This is a genomic window from Streptomyces sp. NPDC054872, from assembly GCF_053610705.1.
Genome location: NZ_JBSGYY010000010.1, coordinates 1 through 26,361, shown reverse-complemented (window position 1 = coordinate 26,361; position 26,361 = coordinate 1). Strand labels below are relative to the sequence as shown.

16 protein-coding genes, 2 tRNA genes and 1 riboswitch are annotated in these 26,361 nt (G+C 71.9%); of the genes, 11 read left to right on the top strand and 7 right to left on the bottom strand.

What is annotated here, in order from left to right:
• Positions 1–227 precede the first annotated feature (227 nt).
• The 6 genes from ACWGIH_RS14205 (at position 228) to ACWGIH_RS14180 (ending at position 5,681) form a co-directional block, all read left to right on the top strand.
• A tRNA-Lys gene (locus tag ACWGIH_RS14205) sits at positions 228–300 on the top strand.
• A 153-nt stretch (positions 301–453) separates the two neighbouring features.
• Entirely contained in the window at positions 454–1,665 is a 1,212-nt protein-coding gene (locus ACWGIH_RS14200; protein WP_453448411.1) for an alginate lyase family protein, read from the top strand.
• 78 nt (positions 1,666–1,743) lie between these two features.
• Positions 1,744–1,817 (top strand) — tRNA-Met (locus ACWGIH_RS14195).
• 150 nt (positions 1,818–1,967) lie between these two features.
• Complete coding sequence (locus ACWGIH_RS14190) at positions 1,968–3,122, top strand: PP2C family protein-serine/threonine phosphatase (RefSeq protein WP_453448410.1); 1,155 nt, start codon at positions 1,968–1,970, stop codon at positions 3,120–3,122.
• Positions 3,123–3,324: 202 nt separating this feature from the next.
• A riboswitch (cyclic di-AMP (ydaO/yuaA leader) is annotated at positions 3,325–3,471 on the top strand.
• 11 nt (positions 3,472–3,482) lie between these two features.
• Positions 3,483–4,568 carry a M23 family metallopeptidase gene (locus tag ACWGIH_RS14185; RefSeq protein ID WP_453448409.1) on the top strand — a complete coding sequence of 362 codons (1,086 nt, stop codon included), beginning with the start codon at positions 3,483–3,485 and terminating at the stop codon, positions 4,566–4,568.
• A 168-nt stretch (positions 4,569–4,736) separates the two neighbouring features.
• Positions 4,737–5,681: an aldo/keto reductase gene (locus tag ACWGIH_RS14180; protein ID WP_453448408.1), complete on the top strand. Its 945-nt coding sequence runs from the start codon at positions 4,737–4,739 to the stop codon at positions 5,679–5,681.
• Here ACWGIH_RS14180 and ACWGIH_RS14175 read toward each other — a convergent pair.
• The 4 genes from ACWGIH_RS14175 to ACWGIH_RS14160 form a co-directional block, all read right to left on the bottom strand.
• On the bottom strand, positions 5,678–7,036 hold the full coding sequence (locus tag ACWGIH_RS14175; protein ID WP_453448407.1) for a PrsW family glutamic-type intramembrane protease: 1,359 nt from the start codon (positions 7,034–7,036) through the stop codon (positions 5,678–5,680). The two genes, ACWGIH_RS14180 and ACWGIH_RS14175, sit on opposite strands and share 4 nt — an antisense overlap.
• Positions 7,037–7,130: 94 nt before the next feature.
• Positions 7,131–7,931 (bottom strand): tRNA (guanosine(46)-N7)-methyltransferase TrmB, encoded by an 801-nt coding sequence (trmB, locus tag ACWGIH_RS14170; RefSeq protein WP_453448406.1) that lies wholly within the window; start codon positions 7,929–7,931, stop codon positions 7,131–7,133.
• Positions 7,932–8,171: 240 nt separating this feature from the next.
• Positions 8,172–9,374: an L-2-hydroxyglutarate oxidase gene (lhgO, locus tag ACWGIH_RS14165; RefSeq protein WP_453448405.1), complete on the bottom strand. Its 1,203-nt coding sequence runs from the start codon at positions 9,372–9,374 to the stop codon at positions 8,172–8,174.
• A 142-nt stretch (positions 9,375–9,516) separates the two neighbouring features.
• Positions 9,517–10,983, bottom strand: a complete 1,467-nt coding sequence (locus ACWGIH_RS14160) for an MFS transporter (protein ID WP_453448404.1) — start codon at positions 10,981–10,983, stop codon at positions 9,517–9,519.
• Between the two features lie 700 nt (positions 10,984–11,683).
• Here ACWGIH_RS14160 and ACWGIH_RS14155 point away from each other — a divergent pair.
• Together ACWGIH_RS14155 and ACWGIH_RS14150 are read left to right on the top strand one after the other, a co-directional pair.
• A complete protein-coding gene (locus ACWGIH_RS14155; RefSeq protein ID WP_453448403.1) occupies positions 11,684–13,783 on the top strand; it encodes an asparagine synthase-related protein in 2,100 nt (699 codons plus the stop codon).
• Positions 13,784–13,884: 101 nt separating this feature from the next.
• Entirely contained in the window at positions 13,885–17,238 is a 3,354-nt protein-coding gene (locus tag ACWGIH_RS14150) for an AfsR/SARP family transcriptional regulator (RefSeq protein WP_453448402.1), read from the top strand.
• 12 nt (positions 17,239–17,250) lie between these two features.
• Here ACWGIH_RS14150 and ACWGIH_RS14145 read toward each other — a convergent pair whose 3' ends face one another.
• Together ACWGIH_RS14145 and ACWGIH_RS14140 are read right to left on the bottom strand one after the other, a co-directional pair.
• Positions 17,251–19,158, bottom strand: a complete 1,908-nt coding sequence (locus ACWGIH_RS14145) for a sigma-70 family RNA polymerase sigma factor (RefSeq protein ID WP_453448401.1) — start codon at positions 19,156–19,158, stop codon at positions 17,251–17,253.
• 283 nt (positions 19,159–19,441) lie between these two features.
• Complete coding sequence (locus tag ACWGIH_RS14140; protein WP_453448400.1) at positions 19,442–20,215, bottom strand: TetR/AcrR family transcriptional regulator; 774 nt, start codon at positions 20,213–20,215, stop codon at positions 19,442–19,444.
• Between the two features lie 374 nt (positions 20,216–20,589).
• Here ACWGIH_RS14140 and ACWGIH_RS14135 point away from each other — a divergent pair, with 374 nt between their 5' ends.
• A complete protein-coding gene (locus tag ACWGIH_RS14135; RefSeq protein WP_453448399.1) occupies positions 20,590–21,948 on the top strand; it encodes an NAD(P)/FAD-dependent oxidoreductase in 1,359 nt (452 codons plus the stop codon).
• Between the two features lie 142 nt (positions 21,949–22,090).
• Positions 22,091–23,767, top strand: coding sequence for an ATP-binding SpoIIE family protein phosphatase (locus ACWGIH_RS14130; protein ID WP_453448398.1), 1,677 nt, complete (start codon positions 22,091–22,093; stop codon positions 23,765–23,767).
• On the opposite strand, the gene ACWGIH_RS14125 is transcribed toward ACWGIH_RS14130, so the two are convergent.
• Entirely contained in the window at positions 23,768–25,045 is a 1,278-nt protein-coding gene (locus ACWGIH_RS14125) for an MDR family MFS transporter (protein WP_453448475.1), read from the bottom strand. It abuts the gene before it with no gap.
• Between the two features lie 122 nt (positions 25,046–25,167).
• Between ACWGIH_RS14125 and ACWGIH_RS14120 the strand changes: the two genes are divergently transcribed.
• Positions 25,168–25,716, top strand: a complete 549-nt coding sequence (locus ACWGIH_RS14120) for a MarR family winged helix-turn-helix transcriptional regulator (protein WP_453448397.1) — start codon at positions 25,168–25,170, stop codon at positions 25,714–25,716.
• Positions 25,717–26,361 lie beyond the last annotated feature (645 nt).

Below are 26,361 nucleotides of genomic sequence, written 5' to 3'. Positions count from 1 at the left end.
GTCGTGCGGGCCCTTCGGCGTATCGGTGGCACGCTGGCGGCGGCCGGCAAGAAGATCCGCTCGGTCTGGAGTACGTACAAGGGCCTTTCCCCGCCCGTGAGTTCGGCCGTCCCCCGAGCTCTCGGCGGCTGCCCTGGGCCCGTCGCGGACCGCGCGACGGGCCCAGGAGGCGATACCCGATCGGATGGCGGGGCCTCTGCGGCTATGCTCGTGGGGTGCATCCGCACGGACCGTTAGCTCAATTGGCAGAGCAGTGGACTTTTAATCCATTGGTTGTGGGTTCGAGTCCCACACGGTCTACCGAGAAGGCCCAGTTCGGGGGAGTCCCCCGAACTGGGCCTTCGGTGCGTTCAGGGACGCCCCGCCGGTCGCCCGAACGGCCCCGCCTCGCCTGCGCGCCCGCTGTCCGCGAGTGACGCTGTGCCTGCCAGGTGGACGATCCGGAGGTACAGCATGGGTTCCGTACGGCGGGCTCTCGTGATGGTGCTCGTGCCGCTGCTCGTCGGGGTCTCGGCGGCCTGCGGCGGGTCGGGGGGCGGGTCCGGCAAGGCCACCGAGCGGGCGCGCCCCGCCGAACTGGCCTTCGAGCACCCCGGGGTCCTCGTCAGCAAGGCGCAGCTGGACCGCGTGCGCGCCCATGTCGCGGCGCGCGAGCAGCCCTGGCTGACGGCGTTCGAGCAGATGCGGGACAGCAGGTACGGCGCCGACGACTACACGGCCAAGCCGTACGCGGTCGTCGCGTGCCCGGCCGGCACCCGCGCGGGCCGAGGCTGCGTCGAGGAGCGCGAGGACGCCATCGCCGCGTACACGCAGGCCCTGCTCTGGAACATCACCGGCGACCGCGCGCACGCCAGGAAGGCCGTGCAGATCATGGACGCCTGGGCGCGGGTGATCACCCGGCACACCGAGGCCAACGCGGGGCTCCAGACGGCCTGGGCCGCTTCCTCGTGGGCACGCGCGGCCGAAGCCGTGCGGTACACCTACGACGGCTGGACCGACGGCGAACTCCTCCGCTTCGAGCGGATGCTGCGCAACGCCTATCTGCCGCAAGTGCGTGACGGCGCGGCCGACTTCAACGGCAACTGGGATCTCCTGATGGCCGACGCGACCATCAGCATGGCCGTCTTCCTCGACGACCACGAGTCCTTCGAGAAGGCGGTGACGCACTTCAGGACCCGCGTGCCCGCCTATTTCTATCTGGAGTCGGACGGACCGCTGCCCGTGTCGCCCGCGGGCAGCGGCATCGACACCGCGGAGAAGCTCCAGAAATACTGGTTCGGGCAGAAGACCTTCGCCGACGGCCTTTCCCAGGAGACGTGCCGGAACTTCAAGCACGCGAGCTACTCCCTCGCGGCCACCGCGCACATCGCCGAGACCGCCTGGCACCAAGGCGTCGACCTGTACGGCGAGGTCAAGGAGCGGCTGCGGGCCGCGCTGGAATTCCACTCCGGATACCAGCTGGGCGCCGTGGCGCCGGACTGGCTGTGCGGCGGCAAGGTGCGGCGCGACATGGGGCCCGACACCGAGGTCGGCCTCAACCACCTGCGGGAACGGCTGCGGCTCGACCTGCCGGAGACGGAGAGGCTGACGCGCGAGCAGCGGCCCGAGGGAACGGACGACCTGTTCGTGGCCTGGGAGACGCTGACGCACGCCGAGAACGCGTGAGCGGAAGGCCCCGTTCGTAGGCGGTTCGCCGCCGGTTCGCTTTCACTCCCCCTGATGGCGTAGAGTTGCATTCAACGGCGCGGGGTGGAGCAGCTCGGTAGCTCGCTGGGCTCATAACCCAGAGGTCGCAGGTTCAAATCCTGTCCCCGCTACTAAAGACCGAAGGCCCGGATCCAGAAATGGATCCGGGCCTTCGGTGTTTCCGCCGCCGAGGTGAAGTCGGTGTTCCTGAGCAATACGGCCGGTAACCCGGTCGGCCCACACCGGTCGCCCCACGCGGCCCCTCCGGGAACCCTGAGTGAGTGGGGCAGCGAGGAGGAGACGGCGGGGGCGGCAAGCGTCCCGATGTCCGGCACGAGCGGGCGCTCGTGCGGGCTCTCCCCCTGCTGCTCATCGTCCTCGGCATCGTGTACGACGTGTCGACCCCGCCCAGGTTCACCGCCGTGCCCCTGTTCACCGCGGCCCCGCTCATCGCCGCGCCTTTTTACTCGCTGCTCAGCACCATCCTCATCGGCGTCGCCTCCTGCACCGCCGTGCTCGCCCTGCACTTCAAGACCAGTACGGCCACCGACGTCGAGGCCACCACCGAACTGATCACGGTGGTGACCGTCGCCGTCCTCGCCGTCGTCATCAACCGCGTCGTACGCCGCGGCGACAAACAGCTCGCATCCGCCCGCTCCATCTCCGAGGCCGCCCAGCGCGCCGTGCTGCCGCAGCCGGACCCCCGCATCGGCGGTCTCGATGTCGCGGCGCGGTACGAGGCCGCGGAGGCCGACGCGTTCATCGGCGGCGATCTGTACGCCGTGCAGGACACCCCGCACGGCGTACGCGTCGTCGTCGGCGACGTACGGGGCAAGGGCATGGGCGCGGTGGCGGCCGTGGCCGTGGTGATCGGGGCGTTCCGGGAGGCCGCCGAGCAGGAGACCACCCTGGAGGCGGTGGCGCAGCGCCTGGAGCGTGCCCTCGCGCGTGAAGGCACGCGGCGCGACGGGCTCGACGCCTTCGAGGGGTTCACCACCGCCGTCCTCGCGGAGATCCCGCACGGCGACGGTCCGGTGCGTCTCATCAACCGCGGACACCCGGGCCCGCTGCTCCTGCGCGGCGACGGGCGGCTGTGCGTCCTGTCGGCCACCGAGCCCGCGTTGCCGCTCGGGATGGGCGAGCTCGGCGCCTGGCCGGACCGCGCGGACGAGACGGAGTTCCCGCCGGGGGCGATGCTGCTGCTCTTCACCGACGGGCTCTCCGAGGCGCGTGACGTCCGGGGCGACTTCTACGACCCGGCGGCGCGGCTCGGCGGCCGGATCTTCCCGGGGCCCGGCGGACCCGACGCGCTCCTGACGACGCTCGTCGAGGAAGTGCGGCGCCACACCGGCGGCGGGGGCACGGACGACATGGCGTTGCTGGCGGTGCGGCGGCCCATGTCACCGGCCGTGACGGAAGGACACCACTCCGCATAACAACTGACGTACTGTCAAGGAGATGTGAAGCTCCGGTGTGTGAAGAAGTGGGGGCAACTCGCCCCGTTCCGGCCCTCGGTGTCCCGATAAGTACGGGCCGTGAGCGTTAACGATCAGCCGGAACAGCTTGGAATACCGCCCTGCTGTCTATTAACGTTCGATAACGCAGCGCGGTCGTCCCAGCCGTCACTCGAGTCGGCTCCGCGCGCACGCGCCTAATCCCGAAAGGGAGCCGGGGAACCACTAATTGGGGTGAATCGGGCGTCTGTGCATCCGTGCCAGATGTTCGTAGGAGACCTTCCTGCTCCGAACCCGTCAGCTAACCCGGTAGGCGAGAAGGAAGGAAAGGAGTGCGCCCCCGTGGCGTCCAACCGCCCTGCCCCCCAAGGCGTTTACGTACCGAATGACGACGATTTCGGTGGGTACGACGACAATTCCTGGGAGGAATGGAACCCCACCGAGGAGTCCATCCGTCCCGTCCGCGGCAGGCACCGCGTCCACAAGCGGGGTGGTGGCGGGCTCGCCCGCAGCTCCACGGTCCTCGGCGTAGGCGTCATCGCCGCCGTCGGCGCGGGTGGCATCGCCACCGCGCAGGACGGCAAGCCCCCGGTCTCCATCGCGATGCCGGACCTCTCGGCCGTCACGGACTCGCTGCCGGAGGCCAAGTCGCTTCCGGGCGTGGGGTCCTTGATATCCGACGGCTCGTCAGGCGAAGCTTCCGCGGACAGTGGCGTGACGACCGCCGCCGCGCCCCTCAGCGCCGCGGGCCTCAGCACCGCCGACGCCGAGCAGGGCACCACGGACGCGGGCGAGGCACTGCGGGCCCGCATCATGGAGCAGGCCGAGAACCAGCAGGACCAGGCGGACGACGCGGTCCAGAAGGCCGCCGAGGAAGCCGCCGTCAAGCAGGCAGCCGAACAGGCCGCCGCCAAGCAGTCCGCGGCCGAGAAGAAGATCGCCGCCGAGAAGGCCGCCGCGAAGAAGAAAGCCGAGGCCGAGGCCAAGAAGAAGGCCGAGGCGGAGCGCCTGGCCAAGCTCGCGAAGAGCTACACCCTCCCCGTCGCCTCGTACACGCTCACCGGCACCTTCGGTCAGCCCGGCTCCATGTGGTCCTCCGGCTACCACACCGGCCTGGACTTCGCGGCCCCGACGGGCACGCCCATCAAGGCCGTCCACTCCGGCACCATCAAGGAAGCCGGCTGGGCGGGTGCGTACGGCTACCGCACGGTCCTCGAACTCGACGACGGCACCGAGGTCTGGTTCTGCCACCAGTCCTCGATGAACGTCAGCGCCGGCCAGAAGGTCACCACCGGCGAGACCATCGGCCGCGTCGGCGCCACCGGCAACGTCACCGGCGCGCACCTCCACATGGAGGTCCACCCGGGCGGCGACTCCACCGGGGTCGACCCGGCGGCGTGGCTGCGCGGCAAGGGCCAGTCGATCTGAGGCGACCCGAGATCCCCGGCGGTCCTGGCGACAACCCCCCGACGTCAGGGCTGCCGGTTCGGCATGCCCGCCCACCGCGCGGCCGTTCCCGTGTGCCGCCGTCCCGGTGAATGAAACCGGCATCCCGTTGTGCGGAATGCCGCGGTCCACAAGGGCGTTGATCCCCTCATGACTTCTCTCCGCAAGCTTGGCTCCTCCGACCTCGAGGTCTTCCCGCTCGCCCTGGGCGGCAACGTCTTCGGCTGGACGGCCGACGAGGCGCAGTCCTTCGACGTGCTCGACGCCTACACCGCCGCGGGCGGCAACTTCATCGACACCGCCGACGTCTACTCGGCCTGGGTGGACGGCAACAAGGGCGGCGAGTCCGAGACCGTCATCGGCAACTGGTTCGCCGCGCGCGGCAACCGCTCCGACGTCGTGCTCGCCACCAAGGTCGGCGCCCACCCCGACCACAAGGGCCTGTCCGCGAACACCATCAAGGCCGGTGCCGAGGAGTCGCTGCGCCGCCTGCGCACCGATTACATCGACCTGTACTACACGCACTACGACGACCCGACCGTCCCGGTCGAAGAGGTCATCGGTGCCCTCGACGACCTGGTGACGTCCGGCAAGGTGCGCGCCATCGCGGCGTCCAACGTGACCCCCGAGCGGCTCCAGGAGTTCCTGGACTTCTCCGACCGCGAGGGCCTCGCGCGCTACTCGGTGCTGCAGCCGCACTACAACCTCGTCTCGCGCGACACGTACGAGGGCCAGCTGGAGCAGGTCGCCTCCCGCTCGGGCCTGGCCGCCGTCCCGTACTACGCGCTCGCCTCCGGCTTCCTGACCGGCAAGTACCGCCCGGGCGCGACGGTCGACAGCGCGCGGGCCCAGGGCGCCGGCAAGCACCTGGAGACCGAGCGTGGCCGGCGTGTGCTCGCCGCGCTCGACGAGGTCGCCGAGGCCCGCGGCGCGGAGCTCGCGACGGTCGCCCTGGCGTGGCTCGCGGCCCAGCCGACGGTGGCGGCACCGATCGCGTCGGCCCGTACGGTCGAGCAACTGCCCGCGCTGCTCGCGGTGGGCGAGCTCGAACTGACGGACGCCGAGGTGTCGACGCTGACGGCGGCTTCGGCCTAACCCCGGTAGGGGTTGTACGCGGGGTAGGGCATCGCCGGCTGGGCGTACGGATATCCGTAGGGGTGCGGCTGGGCGTAGGGCTGCTGTTGCGCGTAGGGCTGTGCGTACGGCTGGTGGTGGGGCTGCCGGTATCCGTAGGGAGGCGGCATCGGTACGAGCACGGGTGCCGTCGCGCGGGCCGCGTAGGCGAGGGCGGGGCGCGCGGCCTCGCGGCGCTCCCACAGCGCGTGCAGCAACTCCCGCTCCCGCACGACGAAGTCGGCGCCCGCCTTGCCCCTGCGTCCGCGGTGGCGCAGGAGCGCGAGAGACGTCGCGTACGCCTCGTACTGGGCGACCGCGCGGGCCGCGGCCTTGCCCTGGGTGTACGAGGCGTAGTCGCGGGCCAGGGTGCGGGCGCGCATCGTGCCGAGTGCGTACGGCTCGGGAGCGGTGAGCCAGCCCGCGATCGCGTACGCGGGCAGTTCGGCGCGCACGATGCGCAGGCCGCGCTGCCTGGTCCAGATCGCCAGCCAGGTGAGCAGGCCGAACGCGGGCAGCATGAACGTCGCGTACACGGCGAAGAAGCCGTAATCCCCGAAGCTGGCCGAGCCGTTCCACAGGGCGTGCAGGCCCATCGCGAGGAGCAGTCCGGTGAGCGGGAGCAGGACGCGCCGCCAGTTCCGCCGGTCGGCGCCGAGCGCGGCGATGCCGAAGCCGATGCCGGTGAGCACGGTGAACAGAGGGTGCGCGAAGGGGGACATCACGACGCGCACGAAGAAGGTCGCCGCGGTCACGGACGCCAGCCCGGTCCCGCCGTTGAGCTGGTCGGTGCCGAAGGCGCTGCCGAGATAGAGGATGTTCTCGGTGAACGCGAAGCCGGTGGCGGTCACCCCGGCGATCACGACGCCGTCGACGATGCCGGTGAACTCGCGTCTGCGGAAGAGGAAGACGAGCAGGACCGCCGCGGCTTTCGCGCTCTCCTCGACGATCGGGGCTATGACCGTCGCGCCGAGGGTGTCCGCGCTGGTGGGGTCGGCCGTGGCGGTGGCTATCCAGCGGGTCGCGAAGCTGTTCGCGACGATGGCTATGAGGGCGGCGGCGCAGGCGCCCCAGGCGAAGGCGAAGATCAGATTCCGCCAGGGGCCCGGCTGGACCCGCTGCAGCCAGCGGAAGGCGGCCACCAGGAGCGGCACGGGCAGCGTCGCGAGACCGAGCCCGACCAGGAAGCCCCGCGTGCCGGTCTGCTCCCTGACCAGGGCCAGGATCACCAGGCCCGACAGGGCGAGCAGGGTGACCAGGGCGGCCGCGCGTATCGCCCGCCGCTGCCACCAGCGCGCGTGCCGCAGCCCGGCGGGCCCCGCGGGGGGCATCGGCATCGGGTGAGGGTGCGCTGAACGGGTGGCCACCCGTTGACCCTAACGAGGGACGGGGGTGGGCCGCGACGGTGTCTCGGACCGGGTGGCCGGAGTCTCAGTCCGCCCGGACGTCCGTCCTGCGGAACAGCAGGTCGTGGACGACGTGCCCCTTGTCCAGGCCCTGGCCCTCGAACCGGGTGAGGGGACGGAAGGCGGGGCGGGGCGCGTACCCGCCGTCGGCCTCGGTGTTCTCGAACGCGGGGTGCGCGGTGAGCACTTCCAGCATCTGCTCGGCGTACGGCTCCCAGTCGGTCGCGCAGTGCAGCACGGCGCCGGGCTTGAGGCGGGGCGCGGCGAGGTCGAGGAAGTCGGGCTGGATGATGCGGCGCTTGTGGTGGCGGGCCTTGGGCCACGGGTCGGGGAAGTAGACGCGCAGGCCGTCGAGGGACGCGGGCGGGAGCATCTCGCGGAGCAGGATGACGGCGTCGCCGTTCGCGACGCGGACGTTGTCCAGGCCGTTCCGCTCGGCGAGACCGAGGAGGTTCCCCTGGCCGGGGGTGTGTACGTCCACGGCCAGGATGCCGGTGTCCGGGTCGTCGGCGGCCATCTGGGCGGTGGCTTCGCCCATGCCGAAGCCGATCTCCAGTACGACGGGGCGTTCGCCTTGTCCGGTGCGGAACATTTCGGCGAGGTCGAGGACGCGCTGCCCGTCGATGTCCAGGCCCCACTTGGGCCACAGCCGCTGGAGCGCGTCCGCCTGGCTTGTGGTGACGCGGCTCCTGCGGGGCTGGAAGCTGCGGATCCGGCGCTCGAAGTGTGACCCGGCGGGGTCGGGCGCGGGGCCCTGCGGGAAGCGGGGCTCGCCCTTCGGGCGGGGGGCTCGGGGGTGCTCGGGGGCGGCGTTCGACTCAGACACAGTGGGGGAATTTTAGTCCCCAGCCCCGCCCCTTCCCGACTGCGTCTGTCGGCGGCTTCGCCGCGCAGGGGGCTCCGCCCCCAGACCCCCGCTCCTCGAACGCCGGAGGGCTGGGAGTCCAGCCCGTCCGGCGTTTGAGGACGAACTCGGCGAAGCCGGTGATGAGGGCACGCAAGGCCCCCGCGCCAGAGCGGGTTTTCGGAAAGGGGCGGGATCGGGGAAGGCCCCGCAGGGACCGCCCTACAGAACCGCCAGCACCCGCCGGGCCACAGCCCGCCCAATCGGCAGCGAAGCCGTAGCCGCAGGCGAGGGCGCATTCAGTACGTGCACGGCCCGCGCCCCCTCCCGGATGAGGAAGTCGTCCACCAGCGTCCCGTCACGCAAGACGGCCTGCGCCCGCACCCCCGCCGCCACCGGCACGAGATCATCCGAGGTCACCGCGGGCAGCAGCCTCCGCACGGCCGTGGTGAACGCCTCCTTGGAGAGGGAGCGCCGAAGCTCCCCGGCCCCGTACCGCCAGTGCCGCCCGGCGAGGCGCCAGGACCCCGGCCAGCTCAGCGTCCCCGCCAGCTCCCGTGGCCGCACCACACCCCATCCGTACCCCTCGCGGGCCAGCGCCGGCACCGCGTTGGGCCCCACATGGACGCCGCCCCCGATGCCCCGCGTCAGATGGACCCCCAGGAAGGGGAAGGCCGGGTCCGGCACCGGATACACCAGGCCCCGCACCAGATCGGGCCGTGCCAGGTCGAAGTACTCCCCGCGGAAGGGCACGATCCGCATCCCGGGGTCGTCACCGGCCAGCATCGCCACCTGGTCGCACTGCAGTCCCGCGCAGTTGACCAGGACCTTTCCCCGCACCACCGAGCCGTCGGCCGTGCGGACGGCCACCCCGAGCGCCGCGCGCCGGTCGATGCGGACGACCTCCGCGCCGTACCGCACATCGGCCCCGGAGGCGTCCGCGAGGTGCTCCGCCACCGAGCCGTAGTCACAGATCCCCGTGCTGCCGACCTGGATCGCGGCGAGGCCCCGCACCTCCGGCTCGTACTCCGAGATCTGGGCGGGGCCCAGTTCCCGCACCGGAATGCCGTTCTCCCGGCCGCGCTGGACGAGGGCGTGCAGGCGGGGCAGCTCGGAGCGCTCCGTGGCGACGATGAGCTTGCCCGTGACCTCGTGCGCGATGCCGTACTCCGCGCAGAACTTGACCATCTCGGCGGCGCCCCGCACCGCGTACCGCGCCTTCAGGGAGCCGGGGCGGTAATAGATCCCGCTGTGGATCACCCCGCTGTTGCGTCCCGTCTGGTGCCTGGCCGGGCCGGGCTCCTTCTCCAGGACGGTGACCCGCGTCCCCGGCGCGGCACGCGTGATGGCATACGCCGTCGACAGACCGACGATCCCGCCGCCGATCACCAGCACATCGCAGTCGTACGCCACGGCCCGGACCATCCCGCATCACCTCCCACCCCGATAGTGCACTGCGCCACTGACAACGCCCTCAAACCCGGGGAGGACCGCGGGGTTACAGGGTGCGGAAATGCTGTTGCCGTTCCGGCGGCGCGCGGATGCGGAGGGTGCACGGGAACGCGGACTACGCGGGGGCCACGAGCAGCGGCCTCGCACGCTCCCGCAGCTCCACCACCCGCGGCTCGTCCCCGTACGGCTCCAGGCGGTGCAGCAGGTCCTTGACGTACTCCGTGGTCCGCGCGGACGAGATGCGCCCGGCGACCTCCAGGGCGCGTGTGCCCTGCTCGCAGGCCGCGTCGAGATTCCCCGACTCCAGCTCGGCGACGGCCGACACCACGAGCCGCAGGCCGTGCGAGCGCACGAACTCCTCCGTCGGCCGCGAGAGCGCCTGTTCCGTGAAGCGCCGCACCTGGCGGGGCGCCTTCAGGTCGCGGTAGCACTCGGCTGCGTCCGCCGCGAAGCGGTCGTACCCGTAGAAACCGAGCCAGGACGGGTCGTTGTCGCCGTCCCGGGCCCGCTCCAGCCATCCCTCGGCCGCCCGGAGGGCGGCTCCCGCCGCCTGTGCGTCGTTGGCGCGCGCGTGTGCGCGTGCCTCGACGAGCCGGAAGAAGCTCATCGTGCGTGCGGTGGCCAGGCCGCGGTTGCGCTCCAGGGCCGCCTGCGCGAGGTCGACGCCCTCGTCGCCGAATCCGCGGTAGGTCGCCTGGAGGGACATGGAGGCCAGGACGTACCCCCCTAAGGGCACGTCGGCCGCCGCGCGGGCCAGGCGCAGGGCCTGGATGTAGTAGCGCTGGGCTGCCTCCTGCTGGCCTGTGTCGAAGGCCATCCACCCGGCGAGCCGGGTCAGCTCGGCCGACGCCCCGAAGAGCGAGCGGCCCACCTCGTCGGAGTACGAGCCGAGCAGCAGGGGCGCCGCCTCCACCCGCAGGCACTCCGGGACCATCGACGAGCGCCAGTCGCCGCCGCCGTACTTGGAGTCCCAGCGCCGGGCGTCCTCGGCGGCCTCGCGCAGCTTCACCACGTCGCTGTGGCCGACCTTCATCGGATGTCCGCTGTTCGCGCTGTCGGCGCCGTCAGCGGGGTGCCCCAGCTCGCGGGGCTCGTCCAGGATGACGTCGCGGGCGACCGAACTGTCGGCCGGGGTTATCAGCCAGCGTGACGCCGGTGTCGCGTACGCGCTCACCGCGAAGGAGCCGGCGAGCGACTGCCAGATGCCACCGCTGCCCGCGCGCCTGCCCGCCAGATCGAGGCGGTAGAGCTCGGTCGCCGACTTCACGGCGGCGCCCACGTCGCGCGGGAAGGCCAGGCCCACCTCAGGCGCCGGATCGGCGTCCGCGAGCCCGATCTCGTGCAGCGGAACGGGGCGGCCGAGCTTCTGCCCGATGGCCGCGGCGATGAGGTGCGGCGCGGCACCCTGCGGCACCATGCCCTTGGACACCCACCGGGCCACCGACGTCTTGTCGTATCGAAGCGTCAACCCGCGTTGAGCGCCGAGGTCGTTGACCCTGCGCGCGAGTCCCGCATTGCTGATTCCCGCGAGGGCGAGAACGGTGCCGAGTTTCTCGTTCGGCCCGCGTTGCTCCCTGGACATGCGCCACCCCTCGACACAGACGGCTGCCGTGCAGTGGCTTGACCGCGCGGCATTCGTGCTGCGTTCCCCCAGGGGCAGCGGCGTCCGCGACTACGACCGCCGTGGCCCGGAACCTCGGCCGCAAGAGCATTTGGCCGAGCCCCCAGGTATATGCCTCCGCGAAAACATCAGCACACACAGCGTAGTTCGCCGAATCCCAAGCGTTAAGAGGCGCAGTTCCGTATGGCGAGATTGTTGCCGGTAGGGGAGCGGGGGAGTGCCGGGGTGTGCTCCGGGTGTGTGGCCGTGCGCCTGCGTGTGCGCTCTTCACCGGCCACAAGGGGAGCGCTTCCATTGACGGTGCGTGGGTCGGCCCGCTGCGCTGGAGTCAGTGGGCTGGGGGACACCGCCGCCTCCATCCCCGCGGGCGGCGGACCGGTCCGGGGGGCGAACGCCGCCTCCCGGACTGTGTGTTGCCGATGACGGTTCCTCCGCGCGTGTGCCAACCCCCGATTTGGCTGAAAATCGCCTCTTCGGACGCCGGGGTCGTGCGCCCCAGCGCAAAGAACGCGCCGTGGTCGCGCCTTTCAAGTACCGCTCCCTCGCGGCAGATTAACGGGAGCGTGAGCACCCCCGTAGCCACTCCCGCGCGCCTCCTTCGTGGCAGCATGGGACCCCAGTTCTTCGATGCACTGGTTGTCCACAGCCTGTGGAGGCAACGATGCGGTGGTTGGTGGGGTGGAGCAGCACTGCCGTGAAGCCTGCGGTGGTGGGCTCGGCCGGAGCCACCGGTGAGAACGGCGAGACCGTTCACCCCGTGGGCTCCCAACTCCTGTGGGGTGACCCGGATCCGCTGTGGGCGGTGGGTGACTGGCGCGCCGACGAGGTGCGCACGGTGCAGGCGGACGAACAGACGCGCATCGCGGTCCTCGGCACCTGCGGGGCGAGCGACGAGCAACTCAGGGTCGGCCTCTTCGCCGCCCGGGGCGGCGCCCTGCGGCACCTGACCGCGTGGTCGGGGAGCTACACCGCGGTCGTCCAGGTCGGCCGGCGCGTCATGGTCGCCGGTGACCTCGCGGGCGCGCGCCCCGTCTTCTACACCCCCTGGGCCGAAGGCACCGCCTTCGCGACGGCCGCGCTGCCGCTCGCCGACCTCATCGAGGCCCACCTGGACATCGGCCACCTCGCGGCGCTCCTCGCGGCGCCCGATGTGCCGGAGGCAGTGCACGACTCGACGCCCTACCAGGGCGTGCGCCGTGTGCCACCGGGGCACGCCCTGATCCTGCGCGCCGGCAGCAGGGAGATCGCCGGGTACGAGCACGTGGCGTCCCTCGCGGTCGCCGCGCCCGCGGCCGACGCGGACACCGCGGTGGACGGCGTCCGCGACGCGCTCGTGGAGGCGGTGCGCGCCCGCCTCGGCGCCCCGCGGCACGTCCCCGGAGCATCGGAGGTCGACCCCGGCCCGGTGCCCGGCATGGGCCCCGCCGAGCGGCGCGCGGCCCGCGGGATGCCGGTGCCCGGCATCGGCGCCGACCTCTCCGGAGGGCCCGCTTCGGGCACGCTCGCGCTGCTCGCCGCGGGGCTCCCGGGAATGCCCGGCACCGTCCTCGGCCATGGCACCGGTGCGGGGGAACGGCTCCTCGCGGTCACCTTCAACGACCTCGCGAGCAACGGCCGCGAGGCCGAGCTCGAGCGGGCGGGCGCCATCGCGGCCAACCCCCGCCTGCACCACGTAGTGGTCACCGCGGGCGAAGAGGCCCTCCCTTACGCGGACTTGGACGGCCCTCTGACGGACGAGCCGAGCGCCACCCTCGTCACGGCACAACGCCACCGCGCGCGGCTCACCTCGGGCAGCGCGGACCACTTCACGGGGTACGGCGCACGGCAGGTGCTCGACGCGCATCCGGCGCGCCTCGCCGACCTCCTGATGGACCGCAGGCGGCGCCATCTGGTGCGCCCCGTGGCGGCGTTGGCGAAGGCCGACGGGTCCCCGGGCTCCGTGATGGTCCCCGCGCGCGTGTACGGCGCCGCGCGCAAGCTCGCCCGGATGTCCTACCGCGCGGGCGTCGACTCGCTCGCCGAGCGTCTTCGTCAGCGCCGGTTCGACGAGCCTGGCGGGGCGGTGGGGGCGTCCCTCGCCGCTCTCGCGTGGGCCAGACCAGGGCCCGCCGCGCGGTGGCTGACGGGCGAGGCCCTCGCTGAAGTATCGGTTCGCCTCCAGGACACGACAGGACGTCCCGGCGCAGGACCCGGCCAGCGGCCCGGCGAATTCCGGGCCCGCGCGGCGCTCGCCCGGCACGCCGCCGACCTGCGCGTCCTCGAACAGGCGGCGGAGGTCCGCTTCCAGCGGCTGCACGCGCCGTTCCTGGACAACCAGGTGGTCCGGGCCTGCCGCGCGCTCCCCGTGGCCCTGCGCGTCCAACCGGGGGCGCGGGCGGCGATCCTGCGCACGGTCCTCGAAGGCGCCGGGGTGGCCGACCTGCCGTCCGGCTGGGGCGCTCCGTCCCACGCATCGTCCGCGGCGGCGGCGCGGACGGGCCTGCGGGTGGCGGTGGACGACCTCCTCGCCCTCTTCGACACGCCCCTGCTCGCCCAGGCGGGCCTGGTGGAGGCCCGCGTCGTCCGCAAGGCGCTGCGGGCGGCGGCCGAGGGAGAACCACTGCCGCTGGACGGCCTGGCGGACCTGGTCTCCACGGAGCTGTGGCTGCGCCGGCTGCTGTCCCGCAGGGGCACGTGCTGGACGGGTACACCCGCGCGGCAGAGAGCCGTTCCCACGGGGAGTGTCGTGCCGCAGCGGGGGGCCCTGGGCGCGGGGCGCTGACCGCGGCATCCGGAGCCGGGCCGCGGAGACCGCGTCGAGCGGCTCGCCAAGGGAGAGAAAACCCTCGCGCCTCAACCCGCACGACCGGCGAGAATGACCCCGTGCGGTACAGAATCCTGGGCGCCACCGAGGCGTACGACGAACAAGGAGCGCCCCTGCCCGTGGGGGGCCGAAGGCTGCGCGCGCTCCTCGCCACCCTCGCACTCCGCACCAACCGCACGGTCCCCGTGGAAGCCCTCATCGCCGAGGTATGGGCCGAGGACGAGCCCCCCACGGACGCTCCGGCCGCCCTCCAGGCCCTCATCGGCCGCCTCCGGCGCGCGCTGGGCAGGACCGCCATCGCATCGGACCCCGGTGGCTACCGCCTCACCGCCGCCCCCGAAGACGTCGACCTGCACCGCTTCGAACGCCTCGTGAGCGAGGGACGGGCGGCCCTCGGACGGCACGACCCGGCGTCAGCCGCCGACCTCCTGGGCGAGGCGCTCACCCTCTGGCGCGGCCCCGCCCTCGCCGACCTGCCCGACCGCGGCGCGGCCACCCGCCCCGAAGCGCTGCTCGCCGATGCGACACGCGCGCGTGCCGAGGCGCGGCTGCTCCTGGGCCACGCCTCCGACGTCGTACCGGAGCTGAGGGAGCTCACCGCCGCCCAGCCGTACGACGAGACGCTGCACGCCCTCCTGATCCGCGCCCTGCGCGCCGCGGGCCGGGGTGCCGACGCCCTGGCCGCGTACGAGAACGCGCGTCGCACGCTCGCCGACTCCCTCGGGGCCGACCCGGGGCCGGAACTGCGAGCTCTGCACGCGGAGTTGCTCGACCCGGGCCCGGCGGGGAGCGTGGGGGGCACTGCGGCTCCTCAGAGCGCGGCGAGTTCGGCGAGCGTGTCGAGTCCGGCGGGACCGGTGGGCCCGACCAGCCCAGTGGGCCCGAGGAGCCCAGCGAACTCGACGGGCCCCGAGAGCCCGGCGAACCCGGATCATCCGGAGCGCCGCGAGCGGCCTCGACGGACAGGCAACCTCCGTCCCCGCCTGACCTCTTTCGTCGGCCGGGAACCCGAACTCGCCGCCATCCGTTCTGACATGCGACGAGCACGCCTGGTCACCCTCACCGGCCCTGGCGGCTCCGGCAAGACCCGCCTCGCCGAGGAAGCCGCCGCCGGGCATCCGCAGGCATGGCTGGCCGAGCTCGCCCCGCTCGACCATCCGGAGGCGGTGCCCGGCGCTGTCGTCAGCGCGCTCGGTCTGCGCGAGACCGTGCTGATGACCAGCGAGCTCTCCGCACTGCCGCAGGGCGACCCGACCGCCCTGCTCATCGAGTACTGCGCCCCGCGCAGCCTGCTCCTGCTCCTTGACAACTGCGAGCACGTCATCGGCGCCGCAGCCGACCTCGCCCAGACCCTCCTCACGCACTGCCCGGACCTCACCGTCGTCGCCACCAGCCGTGAACCCCTCGGCGTACCCGGCGAGTTCGTCCGCCCGGTCGAACCCCTCCCGCCCGACCCGGCGCACCGCCTCTTCACCGAGCGCGCCATGGCCGTGCGCCCCGACTTCGCCCCGGAGAAGGACACCGAGGCCGTCGCCGAGATCTGCCGCCGCCTCGACGGCCTGCCGCTGGCCATCGAACTGGCCGCGGCCCGCCTGCGCCTGCTCACCCCTCGGCAGATCGCCGACCGGCTCGACGACCGCTTCCGCCTCCTCACCAGCGGCAGCCGCACGGTCCTGCCACGCCAGCAGACCCTGCGGGCCGTCGTCGACTGGTCCTGGGACCTCCTTGAGGAGTCAGAGCGGACCGTCCTGCGCGAGGTGTCCGTCTTCGCGGGCGGCTGGGACCTCGCGGCGGCCGAGGCGGTCTGCACCGGGCCCGCCGCCGACCTCATCGGCGCCCTGGTGGACAAGTCGCTGCTCATCGCCGAGCCCACGGCCAAGGGCGACATGCGGTACCGCATGCTGGAGACCATCCACGAGTACGCGACCGAGCGGGCCGCCGAGCGGCCGGAGCTCCGCACCGCCGCGGCCCGCCGGCACACCGAGTACTTCCGCGCGCTGGTCGAAGAGGCGGAGCCCCTGCTCCGTTCGGCCGAGCAACTCCCATGGATCCAGCGCCTGGAGACGGAGCTGGACAACCTCCGCGCGGTCCTGCAGCGCACCATCGGCTCGCGCGAGGAGGACGACGCTCTGGCGATCGTCCTGGGCATCGGCTGGTTCTGGTGGCTGCGCAACTACCGCCGGGAGGCCATGGAATGGGTGACCCGTCTCCTGGGCCTCGCACCGCCGCTGCCGTCCGAAAGGCCTGACGGCGGCGCGGACCGCCCACAGGACGAGCCCCGCCACTGGTCGTGGCTGAGCCTGCGCCTGCTGCACATCTTCCTGGAGGTGGACTCCAACCCGTCGGACGCCATGGCCGAGGAGAGCTACCGCGCGTACGTCACGGAGGTGCGGAACGCCTTCGCGCATCCGGTGCCCGCGGCGGCCCGCTTCCCCGGCCTCATCTGGCCGTTCACCACCTTCTTCCTCGAAGGCTCGGATGCCGCGAGGCCCGCCATGGACGAGGTGGTCGCCAACTGCCGCAGATACGGCGGCGACTGGGAGATCGGCGTCAGCCTGATGTTCCGTACGCACCTGGCCGTCGACGCCCCGGGCAATCTCCACGGAGTCGACGAGGACCTCGTCGAGCTGCGCGAGCTGGCCGGGCGCACGGGCGACCGCTGGATGCGCGCCCAGGTGTCCAGCGCGGCGGGCGAGGCCGCGATGGCACGCAGCCTGCATGACGAGGCGCGCGCCGAGTACGACGAAGCGCTGCGCCTTGCCTACGAGGTGGGCGCCTACGCCGAGACGCCCTTCCTGCTCGTCCGGCTCGCCGAGATCGCGTACCGCGAGGGTGACCGCGCGGTGGCGGTGAAGATCCTGCACGAGGCGGGGATCGAGGCCGACCGCTACGGGGTGGCGGACTCCCGGGCCTTCATGCGTCTCCTCCAGTCACTCATGGCGCTGGAGGACGGTGACGTACCCCGGGCCCGCGCCCTGTTCGAGGCGTCCCGCGACGAGGCGGCGCGCGGCACACCGCCGCCGCAGTTCGACGCGGCCCTGAAGGGCGTGGAAGCCAGGATCGTGGCCGCCGAGTCCGGTCCGGAGCAGGCGCTTCCGCTGCTCGCGGAGGGCCTGCGGGCGGCCCTCGACCACCATTGCGCTGAGGTGGTCGTCGCCGGCCTGGTCGACGGCGGGGCCACCCTGGCCGGCCGGCTCGGCGAGCACCCGCGCGCGGCCCGCCTGCTCGCCTTCGGCGCCCGGCTGCGAAGCGGCCACCCGCGCCCGATGCCGGAACGCGCCGAGGCCGATGAGACCAGGGCCGCGGCCCTGGCGGCGATCGGCCCCGAGCGGTACGAGGCGGAGTCCGCCGCGGGCGCACGGCTCACCGCGGACCAGGCGCTCGCGGAACTGACCCGCACGGCACCGGCCTGAGCCGCCCGCGGTCTACGTACAGCGGAAGCGCGACTGTGCCCAGTCCGCGAGTGCGGCCGAGGAGAACGGCGAGTGCGGCTCGACGACCAGCCGGATCGTCTTGCGGCCGGTCAGGTTCACCTGCACCGGCACCGCCCGGTCCCCGCCCTTGACCAGCGGTGACCGCCACAGCCGTGTGCCGTCGCCGAAGACCGAGAACCGCACCTTGCCGAGACCCATCGTCATGTCGTCGACCCCGACGACCGCCTCGTACGAGGAGCATGCGCGGTTCAGGTCGATGGTGACGGAGGACTGGCCGTGGACGGTCACGCCGTGCCCGTACTGCTGGTCGGCGATGGACATGCCGGAGCGCTGCCAGACCCAGCTGCTCTCGCCGAGCCGCATCTCGGGCTTGGTTCCGTCACCGACGATGCCGTACCGCAGCTCGCTCCACTGGTAGACCGCGGGGGCGGGTGGTGGCGGAGGCGGCGGCTTGGGCTTCGGCTTCGACGGCGTGGGAGTCGGTGTCGGCTTCGGCTCCGGGGCCGGGTCCGGGGCCGGGGGCTTGGGCTTCGTGGTGGGCGTCGGGGTCGGCTTCGGCTCGGGAGCGGGCTTCGCCGGAGGCTTCGGTTTCGGCTTCGGTTTCGGCTCGGTCTCGGCGACCGGCTGCTCGGGTTTCGGTTTCGGCTTCGGGGGTGGCGGCTTGCTCGGCGCGGCGGGCTCGGCGGCCTGTGGCTTGTCGGAGCTCGGCAGGTCCTTGGGCTTGTCCCCGCCCGCGGTGAGGGCCAGCGCCACGGCCGCTGCCGCGACGACCACAGCGGCGGCGATACCGGCTTTCGCGGGCGCGCCGAGCCCCTCGGCCGCGGCACCCCCGCCCGCCGCGCCACCGGACGAGCCTCCGCTCGCCGCCGCCGCGCCCGCCGCACCGGCACTCGCGGCGCCACCGCCGACGAGGGCGGCCACCTTCGCGTACCCGGCGGCGCCGAACCAGCCGATGACCGCGATCGGCACGACCCCGGGAATACCGCTGGCGACTTCCTTGATCTGGCCCGCGGCCAGGCGGCACTTGGCGCACTCCTCCAGGTGCTTGCGCAGGCCGCGCTCGGCCCGGGTGCGCAGACTGCCGCGTGCGTAGGCGCCGAGCCGGTCGGCATACCGGGCGCACTCCTCGTCGGCGGTGAGCGTGGTGCTCACATGGGCCTGGAGATACGCCTCCTTCAGGCCTTCGCGCGCCCGCTTGGCGAGCACCCGGGTGCCGTTGGCGTCGAGCCCGAAAAGCGTGGCGACGTCGCTCGGGGACTCGTCCTCGACCTCCGTGTGCCACAGCACGGCCTGCCAGCGCTCCGGCAGGCTCCGGAACGCCTGCATAGCCATGGACTGCTCGGCCTCGTGCATCGCGCGCACGTCGGCGCCCAGGTCGAGCGTGTCGTCGTCCGAGACTTCGGAGCTGCGCGAGGCCTGCGCGGCGAACACCGCGAAGTCCTCGACCAGTTGCTCCCGCTTCGCGGACTTCGTCCACCCGGCGGCGACACGGCGCACCGTGGTGAGCAGATAGGCGCGCACCGCGTGCTCGGGGCCGCTGCCGCCGCGGACCGCCTGCAGCATCCGCGCGAAGACCTCGGCCGTGAGGTCGTCGGCGGTGTGCGCGTCACGGCAGCAGGTGCGGGCGTACCGGCGGACCGCTTCGGCGTGCCTTCGGTACAGCTCTTCGTAGGCGGTGTCGTCGCCCGCCCGCATCCGGGTGATCAGGTCGCTGTCGGCCGGCGGGCCTTCGCCCCGAAGGCCTTCACGCTGCGGTGGAACGCTCGGATCTGCGCCACCGGGGGCCCCGGGGCCACCGACGGCCGCGGGCCCGCCTTGGTTCGGCACCTGTCGGGGAGGCAGCCCCACGGCTTCCCCGTCCGAGGCGGAGGACGACTCGTCCCGCCCGTCACCACTCATCGCGGAAGCCCCCGCTTGCACACTCAGACCCGGCCATCCGGGAAAGACTGCCACAACGTTCCGCTACGACGGACGGCGATGACGGTCAACCACCCTTCCGGGGCGACTTCCCGTAATCGAGCACTACCGTTCACTCATTCGGGGGAGGCTCAACCGCCTTGTGCAAAGCGGCAGTTGAGCCTCCCGCGTGACGAACTTGTGCAGACCCTGTGCTGCTGTGCCGCTGCGCTGCCGGCCCGTTGTGCTGCCCTTGCGCATACCGCTGTGCTGCTGACGTGCCGCGTCAGACCGTGGGGCGCGAGCGCAGCCCTTCCAGCAGGATGTCGAGCAGCCGCGAGGACGCCGCCGCCTGCTGCGCAGCGTCCGGCAGCGAGGGCGCCGCCGTCGCTATCACCAGGAGCACGTCCGACACGGTCACGTCCGCGCGCAGCTCGCCCGCCGCACGTGCCCGCTCCACGAGACGCCCGACGACGTCCAGGAGCGCGACCGCCCCGGGGTCGTCGGCCGCCGACTCCTCGGCCGGGGCCGAGCGCTGCTCGACGAGCCGCAGGTCGGGGCCGGCCAAGGCCGCCTGCCGCTGCTGCGGCACGCGCGCCTCGTCGTCCCGTACCCCCGCGACCTCGTCCGCCACGCCCACCCGCAGCACCTGCGGCGGCAGGAGGCGCCCCGCGCCCGACGCGACGGACGTCCGCAGGAAGCGCGACAGCGCCGACCACGGTTCGTCCTCCTGACCGAGCGCCGAACGCGCCTGGTCGGTCAGCCGGGAGGTCTCCTCCTCGGCTATGCGCCGCACCAGCACGTCCTTGCTGGGGAAGCGGCGGTAGACCGTGCCGACGCCGACCCGTGCGCGCCGGGCCACGTCCTCCATCGGCGCGCCGTAACCCAGCTCGCCGAAGACCTCGCGCGCCGCGCGAAGCACGTGCTCGAGATTGCGCTGTGCGTCCACCCGCAGCGGTGTCGAACGCGGTCCGTCCCCCATGTCGCGTCCGTTCCCGCTGGTGGCGACGGCTGCTGCCGCCGCCGTGCTCGAAGTCCAGTGAGATTCCTGAATATGCATATGCGTTCCCCCGGTAATGACGTCTCCCCCCGGAGACACTCCCCGCCATTGACTAACCGGAGTGTGAGGAGCATGCCCGGCCCCGAGCCCCGTAGCCCGACCCGACGAGCGCATCCCCCGACACCCCGACGACACACGAACATAGTTGAGCCAGAGTCAATTCAGAAGGGGCTGGTTCCGCACGGACCGCCCCCCGATCGGAGTACGCACCGATTCCGACCCGATTGCACCCCCTCGCCTTTCCCCTCTTCCCCTCGCTGACCTGCGGACCTTTCCCGCGCGGCGCCAAGGCCCCGACGGCGCGTCGGGCACGATGACCGGTCACACAAATTGTCGAGCCTGTGGACAAACGCAAGAGCTGGGTGCGTCATGGGATGGTGAAGGAACCTGTGCGCATTCTCGTTGTGGGCGGCGGATACGTCGGCATGTACACCGCGCTGCGCCTCCAGCGGAAGCTGAAGCCGGAGCTGAAGCGGGGCGAAGCGGAGATCGTGGTGGTGACGCCCGATCCCTATATGACCTATCAGCCGTTCCTGCCCGAAGCCGCGGCCGGCTCCATTTCGCCGCGCCACGTCGTGGTCCCGCTCCGCCGCGTCCTCGACAGATGCCGCATCGTCATCGGCCAGGTCGAGTCGGTCGACCACGCCAAGCGCACGGCCTCCTTCACCACCCTCGCCACCGCGGACGAGGGCTCGGGCGCCGTCGAGATCACGTACGACGAGATCGTCCTGGCCCCCGGGTCCATTTCGCGCACCCTGCCCGTCCCCGGCCTCGCCGAGCACGGTGTGGGCTTCAAGACCGTCGAAGAGGCCATCGGCCTGCGCAACCACGTCATCGAACAGATGGACATCGCCTCGTCGACGCGCGACCCCGCGGTCCGCGACGCGGCCCTCACCTTCGTCTTCGTGGGCGGCGGCTACGCGGGCGTCGAGGCACTCGGCGAGCTGGAGGACATGGCCCGCTACGCCACGCGGTACTACCACAACGTCAAGGCCGAGGACATGAAGTGGATCCTCGTCGAGGCCTCCGGGCGGATCCTCCCCGAGGTCGGCGAGGAGATGGGTAAGTACACCGTTCGTGAGCTGCGGCGACGCAACATCGACGTGCGTCTGGAGACCCGTCTCGACTCCTGCGAGGACCGGGTCGCCGTCCTGAGCGACGGCGCGCGCTTCCCCACCCGCACGGTCGTGTGGACCGCGGGCGTCAAACCGCACCCGGTGCTCGCCGCGACCGACCTGCCGCTGAACGAACGCGGCCGCCTCGACTGCACCGCGAAGCTGACGGTGAACGGCGCCACGCACGCGTGGGGCGCGGGAGACGCGGCAGCCGTCCCCGATGTGACCGCGAAAGAGGCCGGCAGGGAGTGCGCCCCCAACGCCCAGCACGCGGTGCGCCAGGCCAGGACGCTCGGCGACAACATCGCCGCGTCCCTGCGCGAACAGCCCCTCAAGGAGTACACGCACAAGTACGTGGGCTCCGTCGCCTCCCTGGGGCTGCACAAAGGCGTCGCACATGTCTACGGACGGAAGTTGAAGGGCTACCCTGCCTGGTTCATGCACCGCGTCTACCACCTGAGCCGCGTGCCCACCGTCAACCGCAAGTCCCGGGTGCTCGCCGAATGGACCCTGTCCGGCCTGTTCAAACGCGAGATCGTCTCCCTGGGGTCGCTCGAGCACCCGCGTGCGGAATTCGAACTCGCGGCCGGGGGCAGAAGCCCGAAGGAGTCCTCCTGACCGGAGGCAGGAACTCCCCGCACGACACCGGCGTCTGACGGATGTCAGTCCGGTCGGCCAGACTGTTCGTGTGACCATGGGCGGGCCAGGACCGCCGGAAATCCCCGCCCGATCCAGAAGCGACATCACGAGGCCTACCGCAGTGAACTTCACGCGCTGGAGCGCCCGGCTCCCCGGAACGCAGCGCCGCGCCGCGGCGCGCACCGACCTGGGGATCTCCCCGCCACAGCGAGCAGAGAGCTCCGTGCCCGCGGCCCGCGTCGAGGGAGGCCCGGAAGGCACCACCCTCACCCCCGTCGCCGCGGGCGTCGACGAGCTGCCCACCCGTGAGGTGCTCGACCGCATTCCGGCCCTCGTCGCCCTGGTGCACGGCCCCGACCACCGCATCGCGTACGTCAACGGCGCGTACGCCACCGCCTTCGGCGACCGACCCGTGGGTGAGCCCGCCCGCGACGCGCTGCCCGAGCTGGAAGAGCTCGGCCTGCTGCCGCTCCTCGACCAGGTCCTGCGCAGCTCCAAGCCGCGCACGGTCAAGTCCCGCAAGGCGGCGAGCGGCCGGTCGTACACCTTCACCTGCACCCCGGTGACGCTCTCCGTGAGCGGCTCCGACACGGGGCTCAAGGACGACGGTGTCCTCGTCTTCGCCGCCGACGTCACCGACCACGCGGAGGCAGCCGAGCGGCTGCGGGCCAGTGAGCGCACCCAGCGCGAGACCGCCGTCACCCTGCAACGCTCGCTCCTGCCGCAGGAGTTGGAGCAGCCGGACGACCTGCGTATCGCCGCCACGTACCAACCGGGCGGCACGGAGGCCGCGGTCGGCGGCGACTGGTACGACGTGATCACCCTCGGCGGCGGCCGCACCGCCCTGGTCATCGGCGACGTCATGGGCCGCGGCGTCCGTGCGGCGGCCGTCATGGGCCAGCTCCGCACGGCCGTGCGCGCGTACGCCCGCCTCGACCTGCCCCCGCACGAGGTCCTGCAGCTCCTGGACGGCCTCGCCACCGAGATCGACGCGATGCAGATCGCCACCATGGTCTACGCCGTGCACGACCCGAACGAAGGCAGCCTGACGTACGCCTCCGCCGGGCACCTGCCGATCCTCGTACGGGACGAGGGCGGCACGATCCACCGCGCGGAGGAGCCCACGGGTCCGCCGCTCGGCACCGGCGGGTGGCTGCACACCTCGGGCTCGGTCCCGCTGGGCCCCGGCTCGACCGCCGTCCTCTACACGGACGGCCTGGTCGAGCGGCGCAGCGAGGACATCGACGAAGGCGTCGCGTCACTGGAGCGCGCCCTCGCGGGCGCCACCGGCACACCCCAGGTGGTGTGCGACCGGCTGATCCGCGCCCTGGGCGTGACGGCCGACCACGACGACGACGTGGCGGTACTCGTCCTCCAGCACCCGGCACGCACCGGCCTGAACGCCGAGCTGTTCCGCAACGCCGCCCTGGAGCTGCTCGGTGGCGTGGAAGCGGCGCCACGCGCGCGTGCCTTCGCCACCGGAGTCCTGGCCAGCTGGCGCTTCCCGCCCGAACTGCACGACCTGGGAGTCCTCGCGGCCAGCGAGCTGGTCGCCAACTCCCTCCAGCACGGCACCCCGCCGATGCGCCTGCGGCTGCGCCGCACGGACCGCCGGCTGATCATCGAGGTGACGGACGGCGACGACCACCTGCCGAGGCGTCGGCGGGCCGAGCCCGCGGACGAGGCGGGACGCGGCATCGCCATCGTCGCCACGATCGCCTCGAACTGGGGCTCCCGGCGCACACCGGGCGGCGGCAAGGCGGTCTGGTGCGAATTCGCCCTGCCGCGCGCCCAGTGACTAGGAGTTCGCGGGTACGGGCTCGGGGGCGCCCTGAGCGACCACCCGGCTCTTCGCCATGTACGGCTGGTTCTGCACCGGACTGAGCTGCTTGCCCAGACGTACGGCAAGCACCGTGATGCCCAGCGAGAACAGCAGGAACGTCACGATGTACGGCCCGTGCAGCGCGGCCCCCATCGGACCGCCGACGGCGGGGCCGACCGCGAGCGCCAGTTGCTTCACCAGGGCGAAGGCCGAGTTGTACTGACCGACCATCCCGGCCGGCGCGAGGTCGGCGACCAGCGGCGCGACGGTCGGCGACAGCATCGCCTCACCGAGCCCGAAGAGCGCGTACGTGGAGATGAACGCGGCGGTCGCCATGGCCTGGCTGCCGTGCCCGAGCCCCGCGTACCCGGCCGCGAGCCACGCGACGGCCCAGATGAGACCGACGGCCGCGATCACCCGGGACCGCTTGCGCCGCTCGACGAACTTCAGGACGGCGAACTGCGCGATGACGATCACGGCCGTGTTGGCGGCGAGCGCGATGCCGAGCGTCGACGGCGAGATCCCGGCCGCCTCCACGCCGTACGCGGAGAGCCCCGACTCGAACTGTCCGTAGCAGGCGAAGAAGAGCACGAAGCCCAGCACGCACAGCTGCACCATCGCCTTGTGCCGGAGCAGCACCCGCAGACCGCTCTTCGGTGCCGCCCCGTCCGTGGGCACGGCGTCCTGGATGGACGGCGCGTGCGGCAGCCGAACGGTGAGGACGATCCCCGCGAGCACCAGGAACATCACGGCCTCGATGGAGAAGAGCGTGATGAAGCTGTTCGGGTCGTGCTCGTCGACGATCTGCCCGCCGAAGAGCCCACCGATACCCAGCCCCAGGTTCTGCAGGAAGAACTGCATCGCGAAGGCACGCGTGCGCGTGGTCGGCGTCGAGCACCAGACGATCATCGTGGCCAGCGCCGGCTGCATCACCGCGGTGCCCGCACCGAGGAGCGCCGCCGAGACGATCGCCGTCGGCTCACTGTTCGCGAAGCCCAGGGCCAGGGCACCCACCGAGGCGGTCAGCGCGGCTCCCATGAGTACGGGGAGCGGGCCGCGACGGTCGATGACGCGCCCGGTGACGGGCAGGACGATCAGCGCGGCCATGGCAAAGGCGGCGAGCACGATGCCCGCCGTACCGGCCCCAAGATCCCGCACCTGCGCCACGTAGACGTAGAGGAACGGAACCGTGAACCCGACACCAAACGCGCTCAGCGCGCTGCCTACCTGAATACGACGCATCGCTGCGCCCATCGCCCTGGTCACTTTCACCTGCCTTAGGAGTTAGACGTGAAGACTTCGAAGCTAAAGTTAGAGTCTAAACAATACACACAGAAGAACTTCAACGCCAAGTAAGGGCGTGCCATACTGCGGCCATGGGTGACACTCCCGGCCCCAGTGAGCCGACTCTCGAAGAGCAGATCGCCGCCTACCAGCGGGAGTTCCAGGACCTCGACCCCCAGGTCGAGGAGATCGTCTCGGCCCTCGGCCGCCTCAACCGGCGGATGAGCGTCGCCTACGGGCGACAGACCGCGACCCTCGGCATCAGCAACGCGGAGTGGGAGGTCCTCAAGGCCCTGGTCCTCTCCGGTGCTCCCTACCAACTGGGACCCGGCGAGCTCGCGAAGCGCCTGGGCCTCACGCCGGCGGCCATGACCCACCGCATCGACCGCATGGTGGCGGAGGGCCTGGTGACGCGGGACCGCGACGAGTCCAACCGCGTACGAGTGATCGTCGAGCTCACCGCGGAGGGCCGCGAGAAGTGGCTGGAGGCGATGCGCCTCGCGACGGTGTTCGAGGAGGACCTCCTCCAGGACCTGTCCCAGGAGGAGCGCGGGGCACTGGGCGAAGTGCTGACTCGTCTGCTGCGCAGGGTGGAGGACGCCCAGCCGGACGCGGGCGGACGCCTCACCGACCTGGACTGAGCGCCCCACCACGGCGTTTGACAGTCACCCCACGGATCCGTAAGGTTCTTCGGGTTGCCACGGAGCCGTAACGGTTCTGCGACAGCACCTCCCGCCGCTGAGACGCGGCAAAACAAACTCTGCACGACATCCCCCCGGGAACGATTTCGGCATGTCCGAATTCAATTCCAGGACTCGATTATGAGTAACCGGGAAGAGCCGCTAGAGTTTGAGACGTCGGAACGGCCCAACAGCCGGGAAGACAAGCCCCGCTGACTGGGAATCAGGCCCGAAAGGATCTGATAGAGTCGGACTCGCCGGAAAGGAAAACGCGAAAGCCGAAAGGCCGGAGCGGGAACCGGAAAGGCACCGAGGAAATCGGACACGAAAGAGTCTGATAGAGTCGGAAACGCAAGACAGCAAGACAAAATGAAACACCGAAGGGAAGCGCCCGGAGGAAAGCCCGAGAGGGTGAGTACAAAGGAAGCGTCCGTTCCTTGAGAACTCAACAGCGTGCCAAAAGTCAACGCCAGATATGTTGATACCCCGTCTTCGGCCGTCATGGCCGGGACGAGGTTCCTTTGAAGAAAACATCAGCGAGGACGCTGTGAACCGGAAGATTATTCCTCTTCCTGGTTCCGCTCAACGCGGATGTGCACCGGATTA